Source organism: Streptomyces sp. NPDC000075 (assembly GCF_040301925.1).
Classification (GTDB): Bacteria; Actinomycetota; Actinomycetes; order Streptomycetales; family Streptomycetaceae; genus Streptomyces; species Streptomyces polychromogenes.
On the sequence record NZ_JBEPFL010000003.1, the window covers coordinates 179,419 to 191,713 of the forward strand.

Sequence of the window (12,295 nt, forward strand, 5' to 3'; positions counted from 1 at the left end):
GGGTGAGAGTCCGCACCGGCCCCCGGTAGGCACCACGAAGTCCGCAGAGACGAGGAAAGAACCCGTGAGCGACGTACGAAACGTGATCATCATCGGCTCCGGGCCGGCCGGTTACACGGCCGCCCTGTACACCGCACGCGCTTCGCTCAACCCCCTGGTCTTCGAGGGTGCCGTGACCGCGGGCGGCGCGCTGATGAACACCACCGAGGTCGAGAACTTCCCGGGCTTCCGGGACGGCATCATGGGCCCGGACCTCATGGACAACATGCGTGCGCAGGCCGAGCGCTTCGGCGCGGAGCTCGTGCCGGACGACATCGTCTCCGTGGACCTCACCGGTGAGATCAAGACCGTCACCGACACCGCCGGCACGGTGCACCGCGCCAAGGCCGTCATCGTCACCACCGGCTCCCAGCACCGCAAGCTCGGTCTGCCCAACGAGGACGCGCTCTCCGGACGCGGCGTCTCCTGGTGCGCGACCTGCGACGGGTTCTTCTTCAAGGACCAGGACATCGCCGTGGTCGGCGGCGGCGACACCGCGATGGAGGAGGCGACCTTCCTCTCCCGCTTCGCCAAGTCCGTCACGATCGTCCACCGCCGTGACTCCCTCCGCGCCTCCAAGGCCATGCAGGACCGCGCCTTCGCCGACCCGAAGATCAGCTTCGCCTGGGACAGCGAGGTCGCCGAGATCCACGGCGAGCAGAAGCTCTCCGGCCTGACGCTGCGCAACACCAAGACCGGTGAGACCTCCGAGCTGCCCGTGACCGGCCTGTTCATCGCCGTCGGCCACGACCCGCGCACCGAGCTGTTCACCGGTCAGCTCGACCTGGACGACGAGGGCTACCTCAAGGTCGACGCCCCCTCGACGCGCACCAACGTCCCCGGTGTCTTCGGCGCCGGCGACGTCGTGGACCACACCTACCGTCAGGCGATCACCGCCTCCGGCACCGGTTGCTCCGCCGCTCTCGACGCGGAGCGCTTCCTCGCGGCCCTCTCGGACGCCGAGCCCGCCGCCGCGACCGTCTGACCCGCTCCACCCCTACACCCCACCCCGCAGGAAAGAAGGAGGCCGCTGTGGCCGGCACCCTCAAGAACGTGACTGACGCCGACTTCGACGCCGAGGTCCTCGGCAGCGACAAGCCCGTGCTCGTGGACTTCTGGGCCGAGTGGTGCGGTCCGTGCCGCCAGATCGCCCCGTCGCTGGAGGCGATCGCGGCCGAGTACGGCGACCAGATCGAGATCGTCAAGCTCAACATCGACCAGAACCCGGCCACGGCCGCCCGGTACGGCGTCATGTCCATCCCGACCCTGAACGTCTACCGGGGCGGCGAGGTCGCCAAGACCATCGTCGGCGCCAAGCCGAAGGCCGCCATCCTGCGCGACCTGGACGGCTTCATCCAGGTCAAGGCCTAAGGCCCGCCCCCGGCTACGGCCGGGGATGTTTCACGTGAAACGGGGCCGCCCCCTCCCGGGGGGCGGCCCCGTTCGCATACCCGGGGGCCGTCACAGCGGCCGCAGTGCCGGTTCCTTCCGCGCCCTCGCCCCGCCCAGCAGCCGGTCCAGGGCCAGCTCCACGTCTTCCTTCCACGACAGCGTCGAGCGCAGCTCCAGCCGCAGCCGCGGATACACCGGATGGGGGCGTACGGTCTTGAAGCCCACCGACAGCAGGTGATCGGCGGGCAGCAGGCAGGCGGGCCTCTCCCAACGGGCGTCGCCGAAGGCCTCGATCGCCTTGAACCCCCGGCGCAGCAGGTCCTTGGCGACCGTCTGCACCATCACCCGTCCCAGGCCCTGCCCCTGATAGCCCGGCATGATCCAGGCCGTGATCAGCTGCACCGCGTCCGGGGAGACGGGGCTCGTCGGGAAGGATGCGGCGCGCGGCACATAGGCGGGCGGGGCGTAGAGGACGAAGCCCACCGGGACCTCGTCCACGTAGACCACCCGGCCGCAGGAACCCCAGTCCAGCAGGACGGCGGAGATCCAGGCCTCCTTCTCCAGCTCCGCGGTTCCCGCTTTCACGGCGGCCTCGCCGGTGACGGGATCGAGCTCCCAGAACACACAGCTCCGGCAACGCCTGGGCAGGTCCTGGAGATTGTCCAGAGTGAGCGGTACGAGCCGACGACCCATGACCGCATCGTAACCACTGCCCCCTGCTTCTTCGAGGGTGGACATCTCGAGAAACAGGGGGCAGTGGGAAAGCGGGAGGGGACGGGCTACTCCCCGGAGAGGCCCTGCTCCAGCACCCGGCCCTCGCCCGGCGCCAGGGTCCCCAGGATCCGCTCAAGGTCCTCCATCGACGCGAACTCGACGGTGATCTTGCCCTTCTTCTGGCCCAGATCCACCTTCACCCGCGTCTCGAACCGGTCCGACAGCCGCGTCGCCAGCTCGCTCAGCGCCGGAGACACCCGGCCCCCGGCCCGCGGACCCTTGGGCTTCACCGTGCCCGACGGCTCCGAGCCCAGCAGGGCGACGATCTCCTCGATCGCACGGACCGAGAGCCCCTCGGCCACGATCCGGTGCGCCAGACGGTCCTGCTCCTCGGTGTCCTCCACCGCCAGCAGGGCCCGCGCGTGACCCGCCGAGAGCACCCCGGCCGCCACCCGGCGCTGCACCTGGGGCGAGAGCTTCAGCAGTCGGAGGGTGTTGGAGACCTGGGGCCGCGAGCGCCCGATCCGGTCCGCCAGCTGGTCGTGGGTGCAGTTGAACTCCCGGAGGAGCTGGTCGTAGGCGGCCGCCTCCTCCAGCGGGTTCAGCTGCGCCCGGTGCAGGTTCTCCAGGAGGGCGTCGAGAAGGAGCTTCTCGTCGTCCGTCGCCCGGATGATCGCGGGGATGCTCTCCAGTCCCGCCTCACGGCAGGCGCGCCAGCGCCGCTCGCCCATGACGAGTTCGTAGCGTCCGGGGGCCCCTGCCTGCCGGACCACCACCGGCTGGAGCAGACCCACCGTCCGGATCGAGGTCACCAGCTCCGCGAGGGCGTCCTCGTCGAACACCTCACGCGGCTGCTTCGGGTTCGGGGTGATGGCGTCCAGCGGAAGCTCCGCGAAGGTCGCCCCGGCCACCTCCTCCGGCGCCGGCACGTTGACCGACTCGCCCGGCACCGATGTTTCACGTGAAACATCCCCGGCTACCGCTGGGGGTGTCCCCGTGCTCTGGCTCAGAGCGGCGAGCTTCGCCGCGGCGATGCCCCGCTCCGACGTCAGTACCGGTACGGCCGACGGGGACGTCGACCCCGCGCCCACCACCGGCGCCTTCTCCTGGGGAGCGGCCGGGATCAGCGCGCCGAGCCCCCGCCCCAGACCCCTACGTCGCTCACTCACTGGATCCCCTCCGCCATGCTCTGCGTGCTGTTCATGCCCGCGCCCATGTGGGCGTTCTGGGCGTCGTAATGGATTCCGGCTCCCCGGAGCGCGATCTCCCGCGCCGCCTCCATGTAGGAGAGGGCACCACTGGAACCCGGGTCGTACGTGAGGACCGTCTGCCCATAGCTCGGGGCCTCCGAGATACGCACCGACCTCGGGATGCTGGTGCGCAGCACCTCCTTGCCGAAGTGGGTGCGCACCTCCTCCGCCACCTGCGAGGCCAGCCTGGTCCTGCCGTCGTACATGGTCAGCAGGATGGTGGACACGTGCAGGGTCGGGTTCAGGTGGGCCCGCACCAGGTCGACGTTGCGCAGGAGCTGGCCCAGCCCCTCCAGCGCGTAGTACTCGCACTGGATCGGGATCAGTACCTCCGCGCCCGCCACCAGGGCGTTCACGGTCAGCAGGCCCAGGGAGGGCGGGCAGTCGATCAGGATGTAGTCGAGCGGCTGCTCGTACGCCTGGATCGCGCGCTGGAGCCGGCTCTCGCGGGCCACCAGGGAGACCAGCTCGATCTCGGCACCCGCCAGGTCGATGGTGGCCGGGGCGCAGAAGAGGCCCTCCACGTCCACCACCGGCTGGACGACCTCCAGCAGGGGCCGGCTGTCGACGAGCACGTCGTAGATGGAGGGCACGTCCGCGTGGTGGTCGATCCCCAGCGCCGTGGAGGCGTTGCCCTGCGGGTCGAGGTCGATCACGAGGACCCGCGCACCGTGCTGGGCCAGGGAGGCCGCCAGGTTCACGGTCGTCGTGGTCTTGCCCACGCCGCCCTTCTGGTTGGCGACCACCATGATCCGGGTCTCCGCAGGCCGGGGCAGGGGGACACCGGAACGGCCGATGCTGTCCACCGCCAGCTGTGCGGCACGGACGAGGGGGGTGTCCTCGTCGTTGTCGACGAGGGGTGAGGGCGCTTCCGCCCCGGCCATCGCCGGGGGTGCGCCCAGCGAAACATCGTCGCCTGGGGGTTCAGAGCGGGGACCGGGGACCGGATCGGCCATCGGCCCCGCGAGGTTGGCGTCGGACCGCACGGTGTCACTCTCCTCGGCAGCGGGCTCGCGATGAACAGAGCCTGCCATGCCACCCGGCTCGCGAACCAGCGGGGCCCGTGCTCCTGTGGATGAATCCACCGTTGTGGACAACTCCGTCACCCCCGCGTCGCGGCGGGGACGGGGGGCCGAGGCAGCCCGGCCGCGGCTGATGATTCCGTGCAGCAGAGAGCGACGTTTCACGTGAAACACGATGCCGGGACGGAGTCTTCAGCCCACTACGACACTCCGAAATCCATACCTATAGGGCGCAACCCACCTCGGATCGCGCCCCCGGCCCGGGCGTCAGCGGCGTCGGCGCGTCCGTCCGACCCGCGCCGCCTTGGCCCGCTTGGCCGCGAAGCGCACCCCGCCGGGGCTCTCGCCGACCTCCACCCGGACCACCGTGGACATGGGATCGACCACGCCCTCGCCGACCTGGAGCACTGAGGTCTTCACCACACCGAGCCGGCTGAGGGCGGCCTTCGCCGACACCAGCTCCTCCTCGGCGGTATCGCCCTTGAGCGCCAGCATCTCGCCGTAGGGCCGCAGCAGGGGCACGCCCCAGCCCGCCAGCCGGTCCAGCGGGGCGACCGCGCGGGCGGTGACCACGTGCACGGGCTGGACCTTGCCCAGCACTTCCTCGGCCCGGCCGCGCACCACGGTGACGTGGTCCAGCCCCAGCAGCTCGACGGCCTCCTGGAGGAAGGTCGTCCGGCGCAGCAGCGGCTCCAGCAGGGTGATCTTCAGGTCCCGCCGGACCAGGGCGAGCGGGATGCCGGGCAGACCGGCGCCCGAGCCCACGTCGCACACGGTGACGCCGGCGGGCACCACCTCGGAGAGCACCGCGCAGTTCAGCAGGTGCCGCTCCCACAGCCGGGGAACCTCACGAGGACCGATGAGGCCTCGTTTGACACCCGCGTCCGCGAGCAGCTCCGCATACCGCACAGCTTCCGGGAAAAACTCACCGAACACCGCGCGCGCCTCTTCAGGCGCCGGGGGAAGCTCTGCTGCCTCCGTCACGGGGACCGTCCTTCCGTACAGAACCGCTCACGCTGAAACCGTGGTCGTTCAACTGCCAGGCTTACAAACATCGGCCCCGCCTGCGACACAGGCGGGGCCGACTCACAACATTCCGGTCAGGCCGGAAGCACAACGACGAAGCGCTGCGGCTCCTCGCCCTCGGACTCGCTCTTGAGACCGGCGGCCGCCACGGCGTCGTGGACGACCTTGCGCTCGAACGGGGTCATCGGAGCCAGCTTCAGCGGCTCGCCCGAGGCCTTCACGTCTGCGGCGGCCTTGGCGCCCACGGCCGCGAGCTCCGCGCGCTTCTTCGCCCGGAAGCCGGCGATGTCGAGCATCAGCCGGCTGCGGTCCCCGGTCTCCCGGTGCACCGCGAGGCGGGTCAGCTCCTGAAGGGCCTCCAGGACCTCACCGTCGCGGCCCACAAGCTTCTGCAGGTCGCGGCCGCCCGCGTCACTGACGATCGACACCGAGGCGCGGTCGGCCTCGACGTCCATGTCGATGTCGCCGTCCAGGTCGGCGATGTCCAGCAGCCCCTCGAGATAGTCGGCCGCGATCTCGCCCTCCTGCTCGAGGCGGGTGAGGGTGTCGCCACTCTCAGCGGCGGCGGTGGTGGTGCCTTCCGTCACGGGAGGGACTCCTTCTACTTCTTGGAGGGCTTGCTGGGGGGCGTCTGACGCTTCGACTTCGTCTGCCGCTTCGGCTGCTGCCGCTTCGTCGCGACACCGCCGCTCGCCGCGTCGGCGTCCGCCGTGGCCTCAGAACTCTTGATCACGGAGCCGTCCGCCTGGGCGGCCATGCCCTGCTTCGACAGCGCGGTGATGAACTTGCGCTCGTTGTCGTTGCGGTCCGGGCCCTTGGCCACGATCGCCGCGACGATCTTCTTCTTGCCCCGGCCCTTGACGTTCCCGTGGGTGGAGACGTGCTTCAGGAGACGGGTCAGGTACTGGTCCTGCGCCTTGCTGCCCGGCGTCGGGTTCTGGTTGATCACGTACATCTGCTGGCCCATGGTCCACACGTTGGTGGTCAGCCAGTAGACGAGGACGCCGACGGGGAAGTTGATGCCCATGAAGGCGAAGATCAGCGGGAAGATGTACATCAGCATCTTCTGCTGCTGCATGAACGGCGTCTTGACCGAGAGGTCGACGTTCTTCTGCATCAGCTGGCGCTGCGTGTAGAACTGCGACAGCGACATCAGGACGATCATGACGGCGGTCACGATGCGCACGTCGGTGATCGAGGCGTTGAGGCTCGCGACCTTCTCGCTGCTGTCCATGAACTTGGCGGCCAGCGGGGCGCCGAAGATGTGCGCCTGACGGGCGCTCTCCAGCAGCGACTGGTTGATCACGCCGATGGTCTTGCCGTTGGCGATGGCCGCGAGCACGTGGTACAGCGCGAAGAAGAACGGGGACTGCGCCAGGATGGGAAGGCACGAGGAGAGCGGGTTGGTGCCCGTCTCCTTGTACAGCTTCATCATCTCTTCGGACTGACGCTGCTTGTCGTTCTTGTAGCGCTCCTGGATCGCCTTCATCTTCGGCTGGAGCGCCTGCATGCCGCGCGTCGCCTTGATCTGCTTGACGAAGAGCGGGATCAGGCAGATGCGGATCAGGACCACCAGGGACACGATGGACAGGCCCCAGGCCCACCCACTGTCCGCACCGAAGATCGCCCCGTACAGCTTGTGGAACTGGACGATGATCCACGACACGGGTGTGGTGATAAAGCTGAACAGACTGGCAATCGTGTCCACTAATCAGGCTCCTTGAGCATTGCGAGATCTACGCAACGCACTGCGCAGCTGCTCGTGCCAACGCGGGCGTTTACGGGGTGGGACGTGGTCCACACCACCGGGGGACCACGGGTTGCACCGCAGGATCCGCCAGGCGGTCAGGACCGTCCCCTTCACCGCACCATGCCGGTCGATGGCCGTGAACCCGTAGTGCGAGCACGACGGGTAATAGCGGCACACCGGCCCGAGCAGCGGACTGATCGTCCACTGGTACAGCTTGATCAAAACGAGCAGCGGGTACTTCATCGAGCCGCGCCTCCCAGCAGCCGCGCCAGAGCGGCGTCCAGGTCGCGGGCCAGCTCGTCGACGCCGGCGTCACCCGCTCCGGGCAGGGCCCGCACCACTACCAGGCTACCGGCGGGCAGCTGGGCCAGCCGGTCGCGCACGAGGTGGCGCAGGCGGCGCTTGACCCGGTTCCGGACGACGGCGACGCCGACGGCCTTGCTGACGACGAAACCCGCACGCGGCGAGGGATCAGTCTCCCCCGGCTCGTGCGGGTCCGTGGCACCGCTGGTACGTAGGTGGACGACGAGGAGCGGGCGACCGGCCCGGCGTCCTCGGCGTACCGCGCTCGCGAAGTCCTCGCGCCGCCTCAGCCGATTTTCGGGAGACAGCACGACGTCACGACCTGCGCGTTGTTACGCGGAGAGGGCGGCGCGGCCCTTGCTGCGGCGGTTCGCCAGGATGGCGCGGCCGGCGCGGGTACGCATACGCAGACGGAAGCCGTGGGTCTTGGCACGACGGCGGTTGTTCGGCTGGAAGGTGCGCTTGCTCACTCGGGGGCTCCAGAGAATGAATCGTTGTGGCGGTACATCGCCTGGCTGTCACCGTGCGCCCACGAGGAACTCGCGTGTTCGCCCGAGTGGACACCGCTAATTGATCACAATTAGTGATCTTCGCCCATCGGTAGGCAGGCGGCAGCAGCCATCGACAACTCGACCTCGCTACGGTACGCGGGGCTACGCCATCCGGTCAAACCGAGCGCCCTCTGCCCCACACTGTGCACAGGCTGTGGACAACGACTTGAACCGCAGCCACCGGGCTGACTACCGTTGCCTGATCCCTGATTTTTTGTCCCGACCGTCCCAAAGAACCACACATTCGTGGGACGCGGGACCTGTGAGAGAGCGTGCTCTGTGGCTGACGTACCTGCCGATCTTGCCGCAGTGTGGCCACGCGTGCTCGAGAAGCTGCTCGGGGAGGGTCAGCAGGGGATCGAGCCGAAGGACAAGCAGTGGGTGGAACGCTGCCAGCCACTGGCCCTCGTCGCCGACACCGCCCTGCTCGCCGTCCCCAATGAATGGGGCAAGCGGGTCCTCGAGGGCCGCCTCGCCCCGCTGATCAGCGACGCCCTCAGCCGCGAGTGCGGCCGCCCGATCCGGATCGCCATCACCGTGGACGACTCCGCCGGCGAGCCCGCGCCCCCCGCCCCGCCCGCCCCCTCCCGCGACTCCTACGAGCCGTACGGCGGCCCGCGCCCCGGCGCCGGCCCCGGCGAGGAGCAGCTGCCCACCGCCCGCCCCGCCTACCCGGAGTACCAGCAGCCGCGCCCTGAGCCCGGCGCCTGGCCGCGCGGCGGACAGGACGACTACGGCTGGCAGCAGCAGCGCTTCCCCGAGCGCGACCCGTACGCCTCCCCGCAGCCCGGCTACCTCCAGCAGCCGGAGCCCGGCGGCTACGACCAGGGCGGCTACGAGCAGCAGAAGTACGAGCCCTCCTCCTACGAGCAGCCGCAGTACGAGCCCCAGAAGTACGAGCAGCCGTCGTACGAGCAGCAGTCCTACGAGCAGCCCGCGCCGCGCCCGGCCCGGCCGACGCCCGCGCCGCCGCCGTCGGCCCCGTCCGGCGGCTCCACCTCGGGCCCGCTGGAGCCGACCGCCCGGCTGAACCCGAAGTACCTCTTCGACACCTTCGTCATCGGTGCATCGAACCGCTTCGCGCACGCCGCCGCGGTGGCCGTGGCCGAGGCGCCGGCGAAGGCGTACAACCCCCTCTTCATCTACGGGGAGTCGGGTCTCGGCAAGACGCACCTGCTGCACGCCATCGGGCACTACGCGCGGAGCCTCTACCCCGGCACCCGGGTGCGGTACGTGAGCTCGGAGGAGTTCACCAACGAGTTCATCAACTCCATCCGCGACGGCAAGGGCGACGCCTTCCGCAAGCGTTACCGCGAGATGGACATCCTCCTCGTCGACGACATCCAGTTCCTCGCGAGCAAGGAGTCGACGCAGGAGGAGTTCTTCCACACCTTCAACACGCTCCACAACGCCAACAAGCAGATCGTGCTCTCCTCCGACCGGCCGCCCAAGCAGCTCGTCACCCTGGAGGACCGGCTCCGCAACCGCTTCGAGTGGGGCCTGATCACCGACGTCCAGCCGCCCGAGCTGGAGACCCGGATCGCGATCCTGCGCAAGAAGGCCGTCCAGGAGCAGCTCAACGCCCCGCCGGAGGTGCTGGAGTTCATCGCCTCCCGGATCTCGCGCAACATCCGCGAGCTGGAGGGGGCGCTGATCCGGGTGACGGCGTTCGCGAGCCTCAACCGGCAGCCGGTGGACCTGGGCCTGACCGAGGACGTCCTGAAGAACCTGATCCCCGGCGGCGAGGACAGCGCGCCGGAGATCACCGCCGCCGACATCATGGCGGCCACCGCGGACTACTTCGGGCTGACCGTGGACGACCTGTGCGGATCCTCGCGCAGCCGGGTGCTGGTGACGGCGCGGCAGATCGCCATGTACCTGTGCCGGGAGCTCACCGACCTGTCCCTGCCGAAGATCGGGGCCCAGTTCGGCGGCCGCGACCACACGACCGTCATGCACGCGGACCGCAAGATCCGCGCCCTGATGGCCGAACGCCGGTCCATCTACAACCAGGTCACGGAGCTCACCAACCGCATCAAGAACGGCTGACGACGGCCCCCGGCAGGCGTGTCAGGGGGCTCCGCGACCGCAGGGAAACCTCCTGTCAGGGCGCTCCCGGATCGAACCGGGGGCGCCCTTCGTCGTTCGTGCGCCCCTGCTCTGTTCGAATACGCCCCCAGGAGGGGAGGTTGTCCACAGATTCCCCAACTTTCTTCCGTCCACAGCCTGAGGACAGCGGTCCTCACCCACAATCTGTCCACAGGAGTGCTGGTTGAGGGATCATCAGCCCAGGTCAGGCCGCTGTGGAATTGTGCGCAAGCGCCATCCACAGCCTGTGGACAGAAAAATCATCCACAGGCTCATCCACTCCTCTGTCCACCGCCGACTCACAGGTTGGTGCATCCTGTGCACAGGTTCCCGACGGTTCTCCACACGGTTGTCCACTGTTCGGCAACCGGCCCCCTTCCCTCACCGTCAAGAGTGAAAGCCGTCACACGGATGTCGACGTTTGGGCTGTGGACTTCTGGGGAAAAACTGGGGACACACCTGTGGAGTAGTGGGGGTCCCCTGGGGACGACCTGTGCAGAACTTTCCTTTCTCCACAGAGACACCGTGTTGTCCACCGGTGCCACCCACAGGGTGTGGGGATAAAAAACTGGGTCTGACCTGCGAGAACGAGCTTTTCCACCGTTTCCACAGGCCCTACTACTACCCCCATAGACAGTTAGCGCGGATTCGGTTTTCAAGCAGGTCCTGTGCACAACTCGTCGGACGGCCGCCCCGGCGCCTCGCTCCCGACTTGACCGCCAGCCGCAACGACTGTCGGCGCCGTACGTCAGACTGGTCCCCGGCATCGGTCGAGGCATCGACGACCGACGACGAAGGCCGGCAGACGAGCGAGCAACAGCAGGAGGCGGTTCCGGTGAAGATCCGGGTGGAGCGCGACGTACTCGCGGAGGCGGTGGCCTGGGCCGCACGCAGCCTCCCGGCCCGGCCGCCGGTCCCCGTCCTCGCGGGCCTGCTGCTCAAGGCCGAGGACGGCACCCTGTCCCTCTCCGGCTTCGACTACGAGGTCTCGGCCCGCGTCTCCGTCGAGGCCGACGTGGAGGAGGACGGCACGGTCCTCGTCTCCGGCCGGCTCCTCGCCGACATCTGCCGCGCCCTCCCCAACCGCCCGGTGGAGATTTCCACAGACGGTGTACGGGCGACCGTGGTCTGCGGCTCCTCGCGGTTCACACTCCACACCCTGCCTGTGGAGGAATACCCGGCGCTCCCGCAGATGCCCACCGCCACCGGCACCGTCCCGGGTGAGGTCTTCGCCTCCGCCGCCGCCCAGGTGGCCATCGCCGCCGGCCGCGACGACACGCTGCCCGTGCTGACCGGTGTCCGCATCGAGATCGAGGGCGACCGCGTCACCCTGGCCTCCACCGACCGCTACCGCTTCGCGGTCCGCGAGTTCCTGTGGAAGCCGGAGAACCCGGACGCCTCGGCCGTGGCCCTGGTGCCCGCCAAGACCCTCCTCGACACCGCCAAGTCCCTCACCAGCGGCGACACCGTCACCCTGGCGCTCTCCGGCTCCGGCCAGGGCGAGGGCCTCATCGGCTTCGAGGGCGCCGGCCGCCGCACCACCACCCGTCTGCTCGAGGGTGACCTGCCGAAGTACCGCACGCTCTTCCCGACGGAGTTCAACTCGGTCGCCGTGATCGAGACCGCCCCGTTCGTCGAGGCCGTCAAGCGCGTGGCGCTGGTCGCCGAGCGCAACACCCCGGTCCGCCTCAGCTTCGAGCAGGGCGTCCTCATCCTGGAGGCCGGGTCCAGCGACGATGCACAGGCTGTGGAGCGCGTCGACGCCACGCTCGAGGGTGACGACATCTCGATCGCCTTCAACCCGACCTTCCTGCTCGACGGCCTGAGCGCGATCGACTCGCCGGCCGCCCAGCTCAGCTTCACCACCTCGACCAAGCCCGCCCTGCTCAGCGGCCGTCCCGCGGTCGACGCCGAGGCGGACGAGGCCTACAAGTACCTGATCATGCCGGTCCGCCTCTCCGGCTGACGTCCGTCCCGTACGCCGCCGCCGGGCCCGGAACCGCGACAGCGGGTTCCGGGCCCGGCGCCGTGCGGAGCGGCCCCGCGCCACGCCCCGGCGTAGGCTCGGACCCGGCGGGCGACCCAGGAGAAAACGGCCGGAAACCACCGGTCCCCGGGGAGCCCCGATACAGACGGCCCCAACGCTTAAGGAACCCACCT

The 12,295-nt window shown here is 69.3% G+C and carries 12 protein-coding genes and 1 pseudogene; 4 read left to right on the plus strand and 9 right to left on the minus strand.

From position 1 onward, the window contains the following. Positions 1–64 precede the first annotated feature (64 nt). Both trxB and trxA read left to right on the plus strand, forming a co-directional pair. The gene (gene trxB, locus ABT403_RS05020) at positions 65–1,024 is read left to right on the plus strand and encodes a thioredoxin-disulfide reductase (protein ID WP_344160329.1); all 960 of its coding nucleotides are present in this window, start codon (positions 65–67) and stop codon (positions 1,022–1,024) included. Between the two features lie 47 nt (positions 1,025–1,071). Further along, positions 1,072–1,410: a thioredoxin gene (gene trxA / locus ABT403_RS05025; RefSeq protein WP_344160326.1), complete on the plus strand. Its 339-nt coding sequence runs from the start codon at positions 1,072–1,074 to the stop codon at positions 1,408–1,410. Between the two features lie 90 nt (positions 1,411–1,500). On the opposite strand, the gene ABT403_RS05030 is transcribed toward trxA, so the two are convergent. The 9 genes from ABT403_RS05030 to rpmH form a co-directional block, all read right to left on the minus strand. After that, positions 1,501–2,124 carry a GNAT family N-acetyltransferase gene (locus tag ABT403_RS05030; protein WP_344160323.1) on the minus strand — a complete coding sequence of 208 codons (624 nt, stop codon included), beginning with the start codon at positions 2,122–2,124 and terminating at the stop codon, positions 1,501–1,503. An 86-nt stretch (positions 2,125–2,210) separates the two neighbouring features. After that, on the minus strand, positions 2,211–3,314 hold the full coding sequence (locus tag ABT403_RS05035) for a ParB/RepB/Spo0J family partition protein (protein WP_344160320.1): 1,104 nt from the start codon (positions 3,312–3,314) through the stop codon (positions 2,211–2,213). Next, entirely contained in the window at positions 3,311–4,429 is a 1,119-nt protein-coding gene (locus ABT403_RS05040) for an AAA family ATPase (RefSeq protein WP_344160317.1), read from the minus strand. The genes ABT403_RS05035 and ABT403_RS05040 overlap by 4 nt, the downstream gene beginning before the upstream one ends. Before the next feature lie 255 nt (positions 4,430–4,684). Then, positions 4,685–5,401 (minus strand): 16S rRNA (guanine(527)-N(7))-methyltransferase RsmG, encoded by a 717-nt coding sequence (rsmG, locus tag ABT403_RS05045; protein ID WP_344160314.1) that lies wholly within the window; start codon positions 5,399–5,401, stop codon positions 4,685–4,687. Between the two features lie 116 nt (positions 5,402–5,517). Beyond that, entirely contained in the window at positions 5,518–6,030 is a 513-nt protein-coding gene (locus ABT403_RS05050; RefSeq protein ID WP_344160311.1) for a Jag family protein, read from the minus strand. 14 nt (positions 6,031–6,044) lie between these two features. Further along, the gene (gene yidC / locus ABT403_RS05055) at positions 6,045–7,151 is read right to left on the minus strand and encodes a membrane protein insertase YidC (protein ID WP_344160308.1); all 1,107 of its coding nucleotides are present in this window, start codon (positions 7,149–7,151) and stop codon (positions 6,045–6,047) included. 3 nt (positions 7,152–7,154) lie between these two features. Then, complete coding sequence (gene yidD / locus ABT403_RS05060; RefSeq protein ID WP_425580207.1) at positions 7,155–7,436, minus strand: membrane protein insertion efficiency factor YidD; 282 nt, start codon at positions 7,434–7,436, stop codon at positions 7,155–7,157. Next, complete coding sequence (gene rnpA / locus ABT403_RS05065) at positions 7,433–7,807, minus strand: ribonuclease P protein component (RefSeq protein ID WP_344160305.1); 375 nt, start codon at positions 7,805–7,807, stop codon at positions 7,433–7,435. Before rnpA ends, yidD begins: the two co-directional genes overlap by 4 nt. Positions 7,808–7,828: 21 nt before the next feature. Beyond that, entirely contained in the window at positions 7,829–7,966 is a 138-nt protein-coding gene (rpmH, locus tag ABT403_RS05070) for a 50S ribosomal protein L34 (RefSeq protein WP_018547628.1), read from the minus strand. Between the two features lie 729 nt (positions 7,967–8,695). On the opposite strand from rpmH, the pseudogene dnaA reads away from it, so the two are divergent. Continuing rightward, positions 8,696–10,096 (plus strand): annotated as a pseudogene (dnaA, locus tag ABT403_RS05075) (chromosomal replication initiator protein DnaA); the annotation flags it as partial. 874 nt (positions 10,097–10,970) lie between these two features. Next, a complete protein-coding gene (gene dnaN, locus ABT403_RS05080; protein WP_344160297.1) occupies positions 10,971–12,101 on the plus strand; it encodes a DNA polymerase III subunit beta in 1,131 nt (376 codons plus the stop codon). Positions 12,102–12,295: the final 194 nt, after the last annotated feature.